Annotated in this window: 15 protein-coding genes; 5 read left to right on the top strand and 10 right to left on the bottom strand. The window is 73.0% G+C overall.

The features are described 5' to 3' along the window. Positions 1-18: 18 nt before the first annotated feature. Both JD79_RS06715 and JD79_RS06710 read left to right on the top strand, forming a co-directional pair. Positions 19-1,119 carry a ferredoxin reductase gene (locus JD79_RS06715; protein ID WP_110004886.1) on the top strand — a complete coding sequence of 367 codons (1,101 nt, stop codon included), beginning with the start codon at positions 19-21 and terminating at the stop codon, positions 1,117-1,119. Positions 1,120-1,148: 29 nt separating this feature from the next. Then, a complete protein-coding gene (locus tag JD79_RS06710) occupies positions 1,149-2,360 on the top strand; it encodes a fatty acid desaturase family protein (protein WP_110004885.1) in 1,212 nt (403 codons plus the stop codon). A 68-nt stretch (positions 2,361-2,428) separates the two neighbouring features. On the opposite strand, the gene JD79_RS06705 is transcribed toward JD79_RS06710, so the two are convergent. The 7 genes from JD79_RS06705 to JD79_RS06675 all read right to left on the bottom strand — a co-directional run bounded on the left by JD79_RS06705 (position 2,429) and on the right by JD79_RS06675 (position 9,223). Continuing rightward, positions 2,429-4,357: an Ig-like domain-containing protein gene (locus JD79_RS06705; RefSeq protein ID WP_110004884.1), complete on the bottom strand. Its 1,929-nt coding sequence runs from the start codon at positions 4,355-4,357 to the stop codon at positions 2,429-2,431. 190 nt (positions 4,358-4,547) lie between these two features. Beyond that, on the bottom strand, positions 4,548-5,912 hold the full coding sequence (gene dnaB, locus JD79_RS06700; protein ID WP_245899832.1) for a replicative DNA helicase: 1,365 nt from the start codon (positions 5,910-5,912) through the stop codon (positions 4,548-4,550). Between the two features lie 540 nt (positions 5,913-6,452). After that, entirely contained in the window at positions 6,453-6,908 is a 456-nt protein-coding gene (rplI, locus tag JD79_RS06695; RefSeq protein WP_110004882.1) for a 50S ribosomal protein L9, read from the bottom strand. A 2-nt stretch (positions 6,909-6,910) separates the two neighbouring features. Continuing rightward, positions 6,911-7,147, bottom strand: coding sequence for a 30S ribosomal protein S18 (gene rpsR / locus JD79_RS06690; protein WP_073422051.1), 237 nt, complete (start codon positions 7,145-7,147; stop codon positions 6,911-6,913). Positions 7,148-7,249: 102 nt separating this feature from the next. Then, a complete protein-coding gene (locus JD79_RS06685; protein ID WP_110004881.1) occupies positions 7,250-7,723 on the bottom strand; it encodes a single-stranded DNA-binding protein in 474 nt (157 codons plus the stop codon). A gap of 2 nt (positions 7,724-7,725) precedes the next feature. Then, positions 7,726-8,013 carry a 30S ribosomal protein S6 gene (gene rpsF / locus JD79_RS06680; protein WP_110007499.1) on the bottom strand — a complete coding sequence of 96 codons (288 nt, stop codon included), beginning with the start codon at positions 8,011-8,013 and terminating at the stop codon, positions 7,726-7,728. A 136-nt stretch (positions 8,014-8,149) separates the two neighbouring features. Then, positions 8,150-9,223: a hypothetical protein gene (locus JD79_RS06675; RefSeq protein ID WP_110004880.1), complete on the bottom strand. Its 1,074-nt coding sequence runs from the start codon at positions 9,221-9,223 to the stop codon at positions 8,150-8,152. A 125-nt stretch (positions 9,224-9,348) separates the two neighbouring features. On the opposite strand from JD79_RS06675, the gene JD79_RS06670 reads away from it, so the two are divergent. Continuing rightward, complete coding sequence (locus JD79_RS06670) at positions 9,349-10,167, top strand: deoxyribonuclease IV (protein WP_110004879.1); 819 nt, start codon at positions 9,349-9,351, stop codon at positions 10,165-10,167. Between the two features lie 45 nt (positions 10,168-10,212). Here JD79_RS06670 and JD79_RS06665 read toward each other — a convergent pair whose 3' ends face one another. The 3 genes from JD79_RS06665 to JD79_RS06655 all read right to left on the bottom strand — a co-directional run bounded on the left by JD79_RS06665 (position 10,213) and on the right by JD79_RS06655 (position 14,822). Further along, positions 10,213-11,724, bottom strand: coding sequence for a glycosyltransferase family 87 protein (locus JD79_RS06665; protein WP_110004878.1), 1,512 nt, complete (start codon positions 11,722-11,724; stop codon positions 10,213-10,215). A 23-nt stretch (positions 11,725-11,747) separates the two neighbouring features. After that, positions 11,748-14,240 carry a transglycosylase domain-containing protein gene (locus JD79_RS06660; RefSeq protein WP_170149138.1) on the bottom strand — a complete coding sequence of 831 codons (2,493 nt, stop codon included), beginning with the start codon at positions 14,238-14,240 and terminating at the stop codon, positions 11,748-11,750. A gap of 171 nt (positions 14,241-14,411) precedes the next feature. Then, complete coding sequence (locus tag JD79_RS06655) at positions 14,412-14,822, bottom strand: DUF5318 family protein (protein WP_110004877.1); 411 nt, start codon at positions 14,820-14,822, stop codon at positions 14,412-14,414. A gap of 156 nt (positions 14,823-14,978) precedes the next feature. On the opposite strand from JD79_RS06655, the gene JD79_RS06650 reads away from it, so the two are divergent. After that, positions 14,979-15,590 (top strand): PadR family transcriptional regulator, encoded by a 612-nt coding sequence (locus JD79_RS06650; RefSeq protein WP_110004876.1) that lies wholly within the window; start codon positions 14,979-14,981, stop codon positions 15,588-15,590. Between the two features lie 144 nt (positions 15,591-15,734). Further along, positions 15,735-16,814: an inositol-3-phosphate synthase gene (locus tag JD79_RS06645; protein WP_110004875.1), complete on the top strand. Its 1,080-nt coding sequence runs from the start codon at positions 15,735-15,737 to the stop codon at positions 16,812-16,814. Positions 16,815-16,853 lie beyond the last annotated feature (39 nt).

The raw sequence follows: 16,853 nt of genomic DNA, 5'->3' as shown, positions 1-16,853 counted from the left end.
GCAGGGAACAGTGAGGACATGACCGCGACCGTTCCGCGCCCGTCGGCGGCCAAGCCGGCGCTGCGGGTGTTGCGCGACCGCGTGCTGCGCGTCGCCGAGCTCGTCACGACGCCCCTGCTGCCGGCCGACTACCTCGACCTCGTCGACCCGCTGCGCTCCGGCGCCGCCCTGCGCGGCCGGATCGAGGCCGTGCTGCCCGAGACGCGCGACGCCGCCACCGTCGTCATCCGCCCGGGCGCCGACTGGCGGCCGCACCGGCCCGGCCAGTACGTGCGCATCGGCATCGACGTCGACGGCGTCCGCATGTGGCGCGCCTACTCGATCACCTCCGACCTCGGCCGCACCGACGGCTGCTTCACCGTCACGGTGAAGGCCATCCCCGGCGGCAAGGTGAGCAACCACCTGGTCCGCGACACGCGGCCGGGCACGATCGTGCAGCTCGACCAGGCCACCGGGGAGTTCTGCCTGCCCGAACAGCGGCCGGGCAAGGCGCTGTTCGTCACCGCCGGCTCCGGCATCACCCCGGTGATGGGCATCCTGCGCAACCACCCCGAGCTCACGGACGTCGTGCTCGTGCACTCCGCGCCCACCGCCGACGACGTCGTCTTCGGCGCCGAACTGCGGCAGCTGGCCGCCGACGGCCGGATCCGGCTGGTCGAGCAGCACACCGACACCGCCGGGATGCTCGACGCCGCCGCGCTCGCCGCCCTCGTCCCCGACCTCGCCGAGCGCGCGACCTGGGCCTGCGGTCCGGTCGGCATGCTCGAGGCGCTCGAGGAGCACTGGGCCGCCGCCGGGATCGCCGACCGGCTCTACACCGAGCGGTTCCGCCCGAAGGTGCTGGTCACCGGGGAGGGCGGCACGGTCACGTTCACGAAGAACGGGACGTCGGTCGAGGCCGACGGCGCGACCCCGATCCTCGACGCCGCCGAGGAGGCCGGCGTCCTCATGCCCAGCGGCTGCCGCATGGGCATCTGCTACGGCTGCGTCCTCCCCCTGCACGAGGGCGCCGTCCGCGACCTGCGCACCGGCGAGGTCACCACCGCCGCCCCCGGCGACGGCGTCCTCGTCCAGACCTGCATCAGCGCCGCCGCCGGCGCCTGCGACATCGACCACTGACCGCCTCCGGACCCGAGGAGCCGCACCGCATGACCGTCCTGCAGAAGAAGCCCGTCAACCCCATCGAGCACCTCACCCCCGAGGACGTCGAGCTCATCGGCAAGGAGCTCGACGAGATCCGTCAGGGCGTGATGGACAGCCGCGGCGAGTCCGACGCGCGCTACATCCGCAAGGTCATCGACGTGCACCGCAAGATCGAGCTGGGCAGCCGCGCCGTCCTGCTCGCGTCGGGGTTCCCGCCGGCCTGGATCGCCGGGACCATCGGCCTGTCGATCGCCAAGATCCTCGAGAACATGGAGATCGGGCACAACATCCTGCACGGGCAGTGGGACTGGATGCGTGACCCGAAGATCCACTCCACGACGTGGGAGTGGGACATGGCCAGCCCGGCCGAGCAGTGGAAGCACTCGCACAACGAGCTGCACCACACGTACACGAACGTCATCGGCAAGGACAACGACCTCGGCTACGGCATCATGCGCGTCGACGAGGACCAGCCGTGGACGCCGATGTACCTCGGCCAGCCGCTGTGGAGCTTCATCAACGCCTGCTTCTTCGAGTACGGGATCGCCGCCTACGACCTCGAGCTCGGCGCGGTCATCGCCAAGAAGCAGACCGGCGACCCGGAGTTCCGCCGGCGCGCGAAGCAGGTGCTGGTCAAGATCGGCCGCCAGGTGCGCAAGGACTACCTGATCCACCCGCTGCTGTCGGGCCCGAACTTCGTCGCCACGCTGGCGGCCAACTTCACCGCCAACATCGTGCGGAACCTGTGGTCGAACTCGGTGATCCTGTGCGGCCACTTCCCCGAGGGTGTCGAGACCTTCGAGAAGAAGTCGATCGACGGTGAGACCCGCGGCGAGTGGTACCTGCGGCAGATGCTCGGCTCGGCCAACATCTCCGGCTCCAAGGCGATGCACGTCCTGACCGGGAACCTGTCCCACCAGATCGAGCACCACCTGTTCCCGGACCTGCCGAGCAACCGGTACGCCGAGATCGCGCCGAAGATCCGTGACCTGTTCGACCGCTACGGCCTGAACTACCACACGGCGCCGCTGCCGCAGCAGGTCGGCTCGGCCTGGCACAAGATCATCCGGCTGTCGCTGCCCAACGGCTGGCTGCAGAACACGACGGCGCGCAACCTGCCCTCGCAGGTGGCCAAGCTGTGGAAGATGACCACCGGGAAGCCGAGGGTCCGCCGCGCGCTCCTCCGTGAGCAGGCCGCCATGGCCGCCGCCGCGTAACCACCGCGCACGCAGAGGGGCCCGGGACGCTGATCGCGTCCCGGGCCCCTCCGTGTGTCAGCGGCCGGTCAGGGCCGCAGTGCCGGCTGCGGGAAGTTCAGCTGCAGCAGCGTCGCCGGGTCGGCGATCGGCACCTCCCACACGGGGCCGGCGCCGTCCGGGTCGATGACCTGCCCCTGGCCGAGGAAGGCCGCCACCTGGGCCTGACCCTGGAAGGCTGCGGGCAGGGGTTGCGCCGGCGGGGGTGCGACGACCTGCAGCAGGAAGCCGTGCGGGTTGTTCGCGGCGTTCGCCGTCTTGTCGTTCCGGTAGAGGCTCGTCCGCGACCACAGGTCCCCGGCGTCGACGAGGGTGTACGACGTCGGGTTCGGCACCGTCCGGTCGCCGAAGGCCACCTGGACCAGGACCCGCTCGGGCCGGATGAGCGGGGCGAAGGTCTCCGGGCTGCCCGGGCGGGACAGCCAGGTGGACCGGGCCAGGTACTCCTGGATGGCCGCCGCTCCCGGGACGGTGAGGGTCACCGGGCCCTCACCGCGCAGGGGCATCTGCTCCTGGAAGAAGTTCCGGGAGGCGTCGTTGCTGTTGAGCAGCCCCGCCGCCAGCAGCGAGGCCGTGGTCAGGGGCCGGAACGCCGGCGACAGCCGGGCGATCTCGCTGATCGGGCCACCGGGGACGTTGAGCACCGAGCGGGTGACCGCCGGGTCGACACCGGTGAGCATGGTGCCGTAGATGCCGCCGAAGCTCTGACCGAAGTAGGTCACGTTCCGGCCGGACAGGTCCGGCGTCCCGTTGCCGTCGACGTCGGTGCCGCCGAGCGAGCGGATCAGCGTCATGTTGTCGGCGACGGTCTGCCGCAGCGCGTCCCGGGAGGACTGGGCCGCGGACGCGCCGGTGGCCGACGAGCCCTCGCTGGCCTCGACGTCGCCGTCACGGTCCTGGTCGATCCCCCGCCCGTAGGCCGGGATGGTCGTCGTCCGGCCGCCACTCGTGACGCTCCAGGCGCTGTCCGGACCGAACCCGTGACCGACCACGTTGGTCCCGATGGTGGCGATGCCGTTCCTCGCGTTCTCGACCGCCGCGAGGAACACGGCGTTCGTCGAGCTCGTGAACCCGTGGCCGAACACCGCGACGGGCCAGCCGCCGGCCGGCGGGGTGCCCGGCGGGAGGACGGCGACGAAGGGCAGCCGCTCGGCCTCGACGGGCCGGGGACCGCCGTCCCGGGTCGGCGTCTGCGGGATGGTGACGTCCGGGGTGAGCCAGGACGGGGCCTGGAAGTCGCCGAAGACGATCGTGCCCCCGATGGCGGCCGTGGGGACCGGCGTGGGCGCGGGGGCCGGATCGGTGACGCCGCGGTCGGTCGCCCAGGTGACCGTCGTCCCCGTCGCGGGGAAGGCACCCTGGACCTGCAGCCCCGGCCGGGTGATGCCGACCGCGCGGAACGCCTCGCCGCTGTCGATCTGGCGGCGGAGGTCCAGCAGGCCGTCGGTCGCGCTGAGGGTGGTGAAGGTGTCCTGGATGGACTTGTTGGCCGGGCCGCCCTGCACGCGCAGCCGGTAGGTGGTGCCGGGGGCGAGCTGCTCGGCCGGGTGGGCGTAGAGCGTGTTCGTGGCCGGGTCCCAGACGACCCGGTCCACGCCGGTGCGCCAGCCGCCGTTCGCCTGCTGGACGGTGATCTGGGCCGCGGCCTGCGCCGGGTCGACGGCGGAGTCGAACCGGACGGCGATCCGCGGGTCGAGGTCGAAGCCGTCGAGCTGGTTGAGCTGCTGCACGAGGCCGCAGGTGATGGCCGCGCCACAGCCCTGCGTCGGCAGGTTGACCCGGCGGCCGGTCAGCTGGGCCGGGTCGCGCACGGTGAGGCTGTCGGACGGGAAGACCGACAGCGGCTCGGCCTTGTCCGGGGTGGCCAGCGCGGGGGGCGCGGTGACCGAGAGAGCGGCCGTGAAGGCCAGTGCACCGATGAGCGACGAGGTCGCGCGGTGCCAGCGTCGTTGCTGCAAGGCATCTCCAGGTGGAAGGGAGGGACGCCTATTGGTAATCGGGAGTGGCTCGGATCACAAGGCGATCACGGGAACACCGTGAGGGACCGTTCCGGGCCGCACGCCGTCGCGGATGCCGGTCTGCCGACCCGTGACACGACGGAGGCCCCGGGACCGTGCGGTCCCGGGGCCTCGGCGGTGGGCGGGGCGCTCAGTTCGCCATGTCGACGAAGCGGCTGTAGTGGCCCTGGAAGGCGACGGTGACGTTCGCGGTGGGGCCGTTGCGGTGCTTGACCAGCATGATGTCGGCCTCGCCGGCCCGCGGGGACTCCTTCTCGTACATGTCCTCGCGGTGGATCATCATGACCATGTCGGCGTCCTGCTCGATGGAGCCGGACTCGCGGAGGTCGGAGAGCATCGGCTTCTTGTCCTGACGCTGCTCGGACCCACGGTTCAGCTGCGACATCGCGATGACCGGGACCTCGAGCTCCTTCGCCAGCAGCTTGAGCGCACGGGAGAACTCCGAGACCTCCTGCTGGCGGCTCTCGACGCGCTTGCCCGAGGTCATCAGCTGGAGGTAGTCGATGACCACGAGCTTGAGGTCGTTGCGCTGCTTGAGCCGCCGGGCCTTGGCCCGGATCTCCATCATCGTCATGTTCGGTGAGTCGTCGATGTAGAGGGGCGCGTCGGCCACCTCGCCCATCCGGCGGGCCAGCTTCGACCAGTCCTCGTCGGACAGCGTGCCGGCGCGCATGTGGTGCAGCGGCACCTTCGCCTCGGCCGACAGCAGACGCATGGTGATCTCGTGCTTGCTCATCTCGAGCGAGAAGATGACGGCCGGCATGTGGTGCTTGACCGTGGCCGACCGCGCGATGTCCAGCCCCAGCGTGCTCTTCCCCACACCCGGCCTCGCGGCGATGACGACCATCTGACCGGCCTGCAGGCCGTTGGTCAGCTCGTCCAGGTCACGGATCCCGGTGGGCACGCCGCGGGCGGTGCCGCCGCGGGAGGCGATGGCGTCGAGCTCGTCCATGGTGGGCTGCAGGACGTCCTCGAGGCGCGAGTAGTCCTCGCTCATGCGCTTCTCGGTGACGTCGTAGATCTCCTGCTGGGCGCGGTCGACGATGTCGTCGACGTCGCCCTTGCCGCCGGCCGCGCCGTAGCCCAGCTGGACCACGCGGGTGCCGGCCTCGACCAGCCGCCGCAGCACCGCCTGCTCGGCCACGATGGCGGCGTAGTAGCCGGCGTTGGCCGCCGTCGGCGTCGAGGCGATCAGGGTGTGCAGGTAGACCGCGCCACCCATCTTCGACAGCTGGTCGGTGCGGTTGAGCTCGGCGGCGACGGTGATCGCGTCGGCCGGCTCACCCCGCCCGTAGAGGTCGAGGATGCAGTCGAAGATCACCTGGTGCGCCGGCCGGTAGAAGTCGGCGCCGTGCAGCACCTCGACGACGTCGGCGATCGCGTCCTTGCTCAGCAGCATGCCGCCGAGCACCGACTGCTCCGCCGCGACGTCCTGCGGGGGCTGCCGGTCGTACGCCGGCGCCGTCGCCTGCGGCCGGCTGAAGTCGTCGGCCACCGCCACCTCGGTACCTCCCTCTCCTCGTCGGCACGCGCACGTACAGACCCCGGCCGCCCGGCCGGGGCCCGGTGGGGGAAGCACCAGGACGTTCCACGTGCCACTCGAACACGCGTTCGAGGACGTTGCTACCGGGAGCCACCGACAGTTCCGTGGCGTCCCGGCGCCGGGGACGACGGTAGGAAGCGGGGACGGACCCGTCCAACACCCGTGTGGGCCGCGTTCTGCACAACTTGTGGACAAGTCGGTGGACAGCCCGAGTCGACATGTGGAGACGGCCGGGACACCGACCGCTCATCCCGCGGTCCTGCGGGTGTCACCTGCGCAGGGTCCGTGCACGGGCTGTGGACAGGAGAAAGTCGGCGTGGCGGACACGCCGGGCGTGTCGTGTCGCCCCGCCCTCCACAGCCGTCACGGCCGACGCAGGCGGTCGGGGGGAGCAGGCGGTCGGAGGGAGCAGGCGGTCGGGGGGAGCAACGCAGCGAGGGGCGCCGGACGGGGTGTCCGGCGCCCCTCACGGGCGGTGCTGGTGCTGCGGGATCAGCCCGCGACGACCTCGATGGGCAGGGTCGCCGTGACCTCCGGGTGCACCCGCACGGTGACGGCGTGCTGGCCGGTGGTCTTGATGCTGCTCGGCAGCTCGATGCGACGGCGGTCGAGCTCCGGGCCCCCCGCGGCGGTGACGGCCGCGGCCACGTCGGCGGTGGTGACGCGGCCGAAGAGGCGGCCACCGTCGCCGGCGCGGGCCGGGACGCGGACGGTCAGGCCGGAGAGGCGGCCGGCCACGGCCTGCGCCTCCTCGAGCGACCGCACCTCACGGGCGGCACGTGCGCGGCGCAGCGAGGTGACCTGCTTCTCGGCACCGCGGGTGGCCAGGATGGCCAGGCCGCGGGGCAGGAGGTAGTTGCGGGCGTACCCGCCCTTGACCTCCACGGTGTCACCGGAGGACCCGAGACCGGTGACCTCCTGCGTCAGGATCAGCTTCGTGGTGCTCATGGTCAGCGCGCCGTCGAGGTGTAGGGCAGCAGGGCCATCTCACGGCTGTTCTTGACGGCCGTGGCGACGTCCCGCTGGTGCTGGCTGCAGTTGCCGCTCACGCGGCGGGCACGGATCTTGCCGCGGTCGGAGATGAACTTCCGCAGCAGGGTCGTGTCCTTGTAGTCGATGTAGGTCGCCTTGTCCTTGCAGAACTGGCAGACCTTCTTCTTGGGCTTGCGCACGGGGGGCTTGGGCACTGGGTTCTCCAGAACGACTGGGTACGACGTGTGGTGTGTGGGTGGCCCTCTCGCAGGGTCCCGCGCCGAGCGGAGCCAGGCGTGGGGGGCGAGGGGGTCCTTCTAGAACGGAGGCTCGTCGGACGGGCCGGCCGGCGTCGACCAGGGGTCGCTCGCCCCGCCGCCGCCGCCGAAGCCGCCGCCACCGCCACCGAAGCCGCCGCCCTCACCACGGGCGGCCCGGGTGACCTTGGCGGTCGCGTAGCGCAGCGAGGGGCCGATCTCGTCGACCTCGAGCTCGATGACGGTGCGCTTCTCGCCCTCCTTCGTCTCGAAGGAGCGCTGCTTGAGCCGCCCCGAGACGATGACCCGCGAGCCGCGGGTGAGCGACTCGGCGACGTTCTCCGCCGCCTGCCGCCAGACGTTGCAGCGCAGGAAGAGCGCCTCGCCGTCCTTCCACTCCTGCGACTGCCGGTCGAAGGTGCGCGGCGTCGAGGCGACGGTGAAGTTGGCAACCGCGGCCCCGGACGGCGTGAACCGCAGCTCGGGGTCGGAGGTCAGGTTGCCGATGACGGTGATGACGGTCTCGCCGGCCATGCTCAGTGGACCTCGGGCCGCATGAGCTTGGTGCGCAGGACCGACTCGTTGAGGTTGAGCTGCCGGTCGAGCTCGGCGACGGCGGCCGGCTCGGCCTGGATGTCGACGATGGCGTAGATGCCCTCGACGTGCTTGTTGATCTCGTAGGCCAGGCGACGCCGGCCCCAGATCTCGGTCTTGACGGTGCCACCGCTGTTGGTGACGACGGTCAGGAACCGGTCGAGGGAGGGAGCGATCGTGCGCTCCTCCAGGTCGGGGTCGAGGATGACCATCAGTTCGTAGCGACGCACGGAGAACCCCACCTCCTCTGGTCTGTGGCGGCTGCAGGACGTCTGCAGCAGGAGGGTCGAACACGCGTCGCGCGCCCTGTGCGCCGGGTCGGCACACGGGACGCGCGGTTCGAGGGTACCAGCGCGGCCGCGGGGGTCAGCGGGCGCGGACGCCCAGGTGCGTGCGGACCAGCGCGGCGGTCGCCCCGGCCAGGGCGACGACGGCGAGGAGGGCGGGCAGCGGCAGCGCGGGGCCGGCCGGGGCGCCGTCGGCGGTGACCGTGATGCTCTCCTCGTCCAGGGCGGCGCCGTCGAGGGCACCGAAGACCGGCACGGCGGCGCCGTCGTAGCCGCCCGGGATCCCGCCGGCACCGGAGCCGGCCGCGCCGCGCGCCGCGCCGGTGCCCGTGCCGCCGGCCGCGCCCGGCAGGCGGGACGGGTCGAAGGCCGCGGCACCGCCACCGGCGGGGGCCATCTCGGCGGCGCCGCCACCCAGCTCGTAGGAGTAGCCCGTCCCGTCCACGCCGGAGGCGTGCGGCGCCGCGGGGGCGGGGACGGGCGGGAGGGCCGTCGTCGGCGGGGTGGGCACGGGCGCCGGCAGGGACGGCAGGGAGGGCAGCGGGACGTCGACGGGGGGCAGCGACGGGAGGTCCACCGACGGCAGGTCCGGCAGCGGCACGAGCGTGGTGACGAGGAACGGCGTCGGGACGCCGATCCGCACCGTCGTCCGCTGCCCGTCGTACGTGACCAGCTGGTCCTGCGGCAGCGTGCTCAGCGCCCGCGTGGTGACGGTGTCCAGGACGCTGCCGACGAGCGGGGTGTCCGGGACGACGACCCGGTACGTGTAGGTGATCGTGCAGGTCAGGCAGGTGCTGTCGAACCGCTCGGTGACGCTCGCGTCCTCGGGCAACGGCCTGCTGCCCGACGGCAGGCCGAGGGTGACGTCGGTGAACACCTCGACGGTGACCAGCGAGGGCAGCGGTCCGCCCCCACCGACCTGCACGGCCTTCGGCTCGATCCGGTTGGTGAAGGTGACCGACCCGCCCGGGTCGACCGAGACCAGGGGAGGGGTGAGGTCGCGGATGTCGACGGTGGCCGACGGCGCGGCGTCCGCGGCGGGCGCCGGCAGGACCGCACCGCCCAGGACCGACGCGCACACCAGCGCCAGCGCGGCCAGGGCGCGTCGCGCGGAGCGCCGGATCCTGCCGGTGCCCGCCGTCCCCGTCGTCATCCCCGCTGCCCCTCCTCGTCGGCCGGCGTCCCTGCCGGCCGGTCGTGGTGTCACCGATCCCAACGAGGACGTGACCCACGCGATACGGCTGGGTCGCCGTCGCGGGCGGAACTAGTGTCGCCGGGGTGGCAGAGCACCCGATCGGCGTACACGTCGGCCCCGGCCTGACGGAGGACAACGAGCTCGACGCCGGCGGCCCGCTGGCGCGCGCGGCCGAGATGGACGCCGACGGCGTGCAGGTCTTCCTCGGCGACCCGCAGGGCTGGAAGGCACCGCTGCCCCGCCCCGACGCCGAGGACCTGCTCGCCTCCGACGTCGCCGTGTTCGTGCACGCGCCCTACGTGCTCAACGTGGCCTCGACCAACAACCGGATCCGCATCCCCAGCCGCAAGAACCTGGCGGTGCACGCGCGCGCCTCGGCGGCGATCGGCGCCCGCGGGATGATCGTGCACGGCGGCCACGTGCTGGCCAAGGACGACCCGGCGGCCGGCTTCGACAACTGGCGCAAGACCTTCGCCCGGCAGGCCGAGGACGGCGGCTTCCCGCTACCGCTGCTCATCGAGAACACCGCGGGCGGGGACAACGCGATGGCCCGCGAGCTCGGCGCGGTCGCCCGGCTGTGGGACGCCGTCGGGGAGTTCGGCGCCGGCTTCGTCCTCGACACCTGCCACGCGTGGGCCGCCGGCTGGGACCTCGCCACCGCCGTCGACGACGTCCGCGCGGTCACCGGCCGTGTCGACCTCGTGCACCTGAACAACAGCCGCGACCCGCACGGCTCGGGCCGCGACCGGCACGCACCCCTGACCGGCGGCGAGATCCCGCTGGAGCTGCTGCTCGAGGTCGCCCGGGCCGCCGACTGCCCCGTCGTCCTGGAGACCCCCGGCGACGCCGCGTCGCACGCCGAGGAGGTCGCGCTCGTCCGCGAGGCGCTGCGCGAGGCATAGGAGGCGCTCCCCACGTCCTCCGCGCCGGGACGTGGGCATCGCTCCCTATGCCTCGATCCGGCGGCGGAGGGTGACCCGGTCGGGAGCGCCGTCGAGCGGGCCGCCGGCGGGGTCGTCGACGCCGGGCCAGCTGGTGCGGACGACGTCCTCGTCGGGGTGCAGGACGTCGCGCACGACGAGGCCCATGAGCACGACGACGGCGAGGTCGCGGGCGAGCACCGCGAGGAAGAACCACTCGACGCCGACCCCGCGGTCCTCCGTGCCGAGGTACCAGAGCATCCGCAGCACCCAGAGCACGACCTCGCTCGCCTGCCACAGCAGCAGCGCGCGCCAGCGCGGCCGCGCGAGGACCGCCAGCGGCAGCAGCCACAGCGAGTACTGCGGGCTCCAGACCTTGGTGACGAGGAGGAACGCCGCCAGCAGCAGGAAGGCCACCTGCGGCACCCGCGGCCGCACCGGGGCGTGCAGCACCAGCCAGCCGAGCGCGGCGACGACGAGCAGCACGCAGACCGCCACGACCGTGTTGAGCAGCACCGGCGGGGTGCCCTCGGGCAGCGGGCCGTCGAGGAACCGGCCGTCGGAGGCGGTGATCAGGACGTTCCACAGGCTGTCGGGATCGGCCGGGCGGGCGGTGTTGAGCCGGAAGAACAGCGACCAGTTCCGCGGCGCCAGCAGCGCGACCGGCAGGTCCACGACCAGCCAGGCGGCCCCGGCGGCGACGGCGGCGCGCAGCCACTCGCGCAGCCGGCCGGCCCGCAGGCAGAGCAGGAACAGCGCGCCGAGCAGCAGCAGCGGGTAGAACTTCGCGGCGACCCCGAGGCCGAGCAGCACCCCGGCGAGCACCGGGCGGGAGCGCGCCCAGGCCCACAGGCCGCCGGTGGCCAGCGCCACGGCGAACAGGTCCCAGTTGGTGAACGCGTGCACCAGCAGCAACGGGGAGAGGCCGATCGTCGCCGCGTCCCACGGCCGCCGCCCGGCCAGGGCGAGCACGCCGCGGACCAGCAGGAACGTGCAGACGCTCAGCAGCAGGCAGGTGGCGACGTAGTAGGACTGCACCGCCGGGACCTGCGGCAGCAGGCCGGCCGCCGTCGCGAGGTCGCCGTAGACCCGGCCGAGGACGGCGGCCAGCGCCATGAACGCCCCGGTGAGCACCGGGTACTCCACGCCGGAGTCGAGGTAGGGCACCGCCCCGGTGTCCAGGCCGTGCAGGGTGAACAGCGGGACGGTGTCGGAGTAGCAGAGGTGCGTGTACTGCACCGAGCCCGCCCAGTTGCCGTCCGAGCAGGGCGCCTGCTTCAGCCACGCCCCGGCCAGCACGACGGTGGCGTAGAGCAGGCAGACCCGCAGCGGCGTCCAGAACAGGGCCCGGCCGGTGACCGCGTGCCGTCCCCACGGGCCGCCGACCGCCTCGGAGGCCTGCGCGGCGACCGGGTCCGACCAGGTCGGCACCACCCGGTCGGGGCGGCCCCGGCCCACCAGCGCCGGGGCCGGGAACGCCGCGGGCCCGTCCGCCGGCGGTGGCGCCGGGGCGGACGGGCCCGTGGGGGAGGAGCTCACCTGCGTCAGTGTGCCCGGGCGGGTCAGCCGGCCGGTTGGGGCTGTTGCTGGGTCGTGGGCGCCGGCTGACCGGGCTGGTTCTGGCCGTTCCCGTTGCCCGCGGGAGGCGGGGCCGTGGCCCCTCCGTTCACCGGGCCGTTCGGGGGCTGCTGGGGGATCTGCCCCGTGTCCGGCTGCTGCGGCTCGCCTCCGCCCTCGCCTCCGCCCCCGCCTCCGCCGCCGGTCTCGTCGTTCGGCGGCTCCTCGTCGGTCCCGTCGTCCGGCGGCACGGTCTCGGTCGGGGTGGCCGGGGTCGACGGCGCCGGGGTGGACGGCGTCGACTGGGTCGGAGGCGCGGACTGGGTGGTCGGCGTCGCCGGCTCGACGACCGGCTCCGGCACGCCCTCGCCCGTGTCGCCGCGGATGCTGGGCCGGTCGGGCAGGTCCTCCTCCGGCGTGCCCTCGAGGACCGTGTCCATGAACTGCTGCCAGATGGCGCCCGGCAGACCGGCGCCGTAGATGATCGCGCCGTCGGCGTTGCGGATCGGCTGGTAACCGTCGGTGCCCATCCAGACCGCGGTGGACAGCGACGGCGTGTAGCCGACCATCCAGGCGTCGGAGTTGTCGTCGGCGTCGATGCCCTGCGTACCGGTCTTGGCGGCCACCTCGCGGCCGCCGTCGAGCGCCCGGCGCGAGTACTGCGCCACGCCCTCCAGCGCGTAGGTGGTGTCGTTGGCGACCTCCTCGCTCATCACCTGCTCACCGGCCGGGGCGCTGTTGTCCAGCAGCACGGCGCCCGCGGTGTCGGTGACCCGGCTGACGAAGTGCGCGTCGTGCCGCACCCCGCCGCTGGCGAAGGTGGCGAAGCCGGCGGCCTGGTCGATCGGGCGCATCTCGTACTCGCCGATGCCGATCGAGGAGCCGGTGACGCCGGAGTCGGGCGCGGCCAGCGTCGGCTTGTCGTCGAGCAGCCCGCCGTTGGCCGGCCAGGTGTCCGGCATGCCGGTGGCGGCCAGCGCCGTCTCGCGGACGTTCTCCGGACCCACCTCGTAGGCCAGCCCGTAGAACGTGGTGTTCAGCGAGCGGGTCATCGCCTCGACCAGGGTGCAGGCCGGGCAGGAGGCGCCGCCGGAGTTGCGCACCGGGGCGTCACGGTCGGGGAAGGTCTGCGGCGAGCTGCCGTCCCGGCGCGAGGTCACGCTGATGCCCTGCTCCAGCGCGGTGGCCAGCACGTAGGGCTTCATCGACGAGCCGGGCTGCCGGCGGCTCTGGGCGTAGTCGACCGCGCCGTCGCCGGCGCCGACGTCCCCGCCGTAGTAGGCCCGGACCCCGCCGGTGCGCGGGTCGACGGCGACCAGGGCCTGCCGCAGGTTGTCCGGCTGACCGTCCATCACCTCGGCGACGGCGGCGAGCGCGGCGTCCTGGGTGGGCTTGTCGACGGTCGTGGTGATCCGCAGGCCACCGGCCCGGATCTGCTCGTCGGAGTAGCCGCGGGCCTCGAGCTCGCTGATCGCCTGCGACACGACCAGGCCCTCGGAGCCGGTCGGGATGCCCAGCGCGGAGGACTCCGGCCGGGGGAGGACCTGCGGGTAGACCGACGCGTCGCGGTCGGCCTGGGTCATCCAGCCCTCCTCGACCATCGCGTCGAGCACCAGCCCCCAGCGGTCCTGCGCACCCTCCGGGTTGCTCTCGGGGTCGTAGGAGCTGGGGCTGCGGATCTGGACGGCGAGCACCGCACCCTGCTGCGGGGTCAGCTGGGCGGCGGGGACACCGAAGAAGGTGTCGGCAGCCGCCTCGATGCCGTAGGCGCCGCGGCCGAAGTAGATGGTGTTCAGGTAGTTCTCGAGGATCTCGTCCTTCGAGTACTCGTTGTCGAGCTTGACCGCGAGGAACAGCTCCTGGAACTTGCGGCTGAACGTCTGGTCGGCCGTCAGGAAGGCGTTCTTCACGTACTGCTGGGTGATCGTCGAGCCACCCTGCGTCGAGCCGCCGGTCAGGTTGTTCCAGGCCGCCCGCACGATGCCGGTGAAGGAGATGCCCGGGTCGGAGTAGAAGTTCCGGTTCTCCGCGGCGAGCACGGCGTTGCGCGCGGCCTCCGAGACGTCGGTGAGCGCCACGTTGGTGCGGTTGGTGTCGCCGAGCCGGGCCATCTCGGTGGTGCCGTCGGCGTAGTAGACGACCGTCGTCTGGGAGTTCTGCACCGAGCCGGGGTCGGGGACCTCGGTCGTGGCGTAGACGACGCCGACGAAGACGCCGAGCAGGAGGAACAGGCCCAGCAGGGTGCCCAGCGCGATCTTCAGCCGGCGACGGCGCCGCTGCTTCTTGGTGCGGGCCTTCGTGCCCCCGGGCTTGCCGCCCGCGGGACGCGCGCCGGTGGGGCGCGAGCCGCCGGGGCGCGAGCCGCCGGAGCCCCCGGACCGGGACGCGCTCGTCCGGCCACGGCCGGCGGCGCCGCCGGCGGGCGTGCGGCCGGCCGGTCGGCGCCGCGGCGGGCCGCCGGCCGGCCCGACCGGCGTGGTCTCGTCGTGGGGAGGCACCAGGGAGCCCCTCCTCGGGTGTCGGTGGGCGGATCGGGTCCGGCCCAGCGTGGCGTCGTTACCTGTGGTGCCCGGGGAGGACGCGCGGGTGCGCCGTCCCCCCGGGACGGGTGTGACGGACGGGTCCGCCGGTGTGCGACCGCCGGCCCCGCGGCCCAGCCCGTGGCGGCGCTAGTCCGTGGCGGTGCGACGGCGCCGGCGCGGCTGCCGCCCCGGCTCGGGCTCGGCTCCGAGGACGTAGGAGGAGTCCAGGTGGTTCCACCCGCACCCGCGGCACACCTCGACGGTGTACACGGAGAACTCCTCCTGCGCGGCGTCCATCCGGGCGAGTTCCGCCTCGGTCTTCGCCTGCCCGGACACGTGGCCCAGCCCCTCACCGTAGACGTAGTTGACCAGGGTGAGGCGTTCCCGACGGCAGACCGGGCACGGGACGTCGGTCTGCCGGCCGTGGTAGCGGGCCGCGCGGGTGAGGTACGGGCCGGCGTCGCAGACCTCGAAGAGGCCGGTGCGGCCGGACCTCACGTCGGCCAGGACGGCCCGCCGCTGCAGCGAGTAGTCGACGACGGAGCGACGTCCGGGCACGGCCGCCAATGTACGCAGGTGCGCGACCCCCCGGCCCCTGCCGCGAGCGACGGCGGGCGGGCTCCCCGATCGGGCGACAGCCTCGGGTTGCCGACCCGTTCACCCTCCGATGTATCGTCTCGATACATCGACCGGCAGGAGCCGACGGGGGGCGAGATGCTCGAGTTCGCCATCCTCGGACTGCTGCAGCAGTCCCCCATGCACGGCTACGAGCTGCGCAAACGGCTCGCGGAGGTGCTGGGGGGCCTGCGCAGCATCTCCTACGGCTCGCTGTACCCCGCGCTCAAGCGGTTGTACGCCGCCGGGCTCGTCACCACCGACGAGCCCGACCGGCACGCACCGCTGCCGGCCGACGCACCGCCGCTCACCGGCCGGCGCGGGAAGGTGGTCTACACGATCACCGCGGAGGGCAAGGAACGCTTCGCGGAGCTGGTCAGCCAGGCCGGTCCCGAGGCGTACGACGACGGCAGGCTCTTCGGCGTCCACCTCGCCTTCTTCCGGCACACCGCCGCCGACGTGCGGCTGCGCATCCTCGAGGGGCGCCGCCGCACGGTCGAACGGCAGCGGGACGGCCTGCGGTCCTCACTGGCGCGGACCCGCGAACGGCTCGACCGCTACACGCTGGAACTGCAGCGCCACGGCCTGGACTCCGTCGACCGGGAGGTGCGCTGGCTGTCCGAGCTCATCGACAGCGAGCGCACCGACGGCGAGCGACGCCGGTCCGACGCGGGGCCGGGGGACGACCCCCCGCCGACCGGCGACGGGTGACGCCCGCCTCCTCGGCACCGCGCACCACCGCACCCGCGCACCACCGCACTGCAGGCACGACGGCTGTCCAGCCCGCCGGCAGCCACCGCCAGGACCGGAACGGTCCCGCGACACGGACCACTGGTCCACGGAGAAGGGAAAGCAATGGGAGCTGTCAAGGTCGCCATCGTCGGCGTCGGCAACTGCGCCGCCTCGCTGGTCCAGGGGGTGCACTACTACCGCGACGCCGACGAGACCACCTCGGTGCCCGGGCTGATGCACGTCCGCTTCGGCGAGTACCACGTCTCCGACGTGCAGTTCGTCGCGGCGTTCGACGTCGACGCCAAGAAGGTCGGCCGCGACCTCTCCGAGGCCATCGTCGCCAGCGAGAACAACACCATCAAGATCACCGACGTGCCGCCGCTCGGCGTGACGGTGCAGCGCGGCACGACCCTCGACGGCCTGGGCAAGTACTACCGGGCCACGATCGAGGAGTCCGACGAGGAGCCGGTCGACGTCGTCGCCGCCCTGCGGGAGTCCGGTGCCGACGTCCTCGTCTGCTACCTGCCCGTCGGCTCGCAGCAGGCCGCCGAGTTCTACGCGCAGGCCGCCCTCGACGCCGGTGTGGCCTTCGTCAACGCGCTGCCGGTGTTCATCGCCGGGACGAAGGAGTGGGCGGACAGGTTCACCGCCGCCGGCGTCCCGATCGTCGGCGACGACATCAAGAGCCAGGTCGGCGCGACCATCACCCACCGGGTGCTGGCCAAGCTGTTCGAGGACCGCGGCGTGCAGCTCGACCGCACGATGCAGCTCAACGTCGGCGGCAACATGGACTTCAAGAACATGCTCGAGCGCGAGCGCCTGGAGTCCAAGAAGATCTCCAAGACGCAGGCCGTCACCAGCCAGGTCGACCGCGACATGGGCACCGACAATGTGCACATCGGCCCGTCGGACCACGTGCCCTGGCTGTCGGACCGCAAGTGGGCCTACGTGCGCCTGGAGGGTCGTGCCTTCGGTGACGTCCCGCTGAACCTGGAGTACAAGCTCGAGGTCTGGGACTCCCCCAACTCGGCCGGGATCATCATCGACGCCGTGCGCGCGGCGAAGATCGCCCTGGACCGCGGGATCGGCGGCCCGATCCTGTCGGCGTCGTCGTACTTCATGAAGTCCCCGCCGGTGCAGTACAGCGACAGCGAGGCGCGCGACGCCGTGGAGGCGTTCATCCGCGGCGACGTCGAGCGCTGAGCACCTCCTGGTGACACCACAGGGCCCGTTCCCCTCCGG

The sequence above is a fragment of the Geodermatophilus normandii genome, from assembly GCF_003182485.1.
Taxonomy (GTDB): Bacteria; Actinomycetota; Actinomycetes; order Mycobacteriales; family Geodermatophilaceae; genus Geodermatophilus; species Geodermatophilus normandii.
Note: the sequence above shows the minus strand (reverse complement) of the source record. Positions and strands in the feature narration are given on the sequence as shown.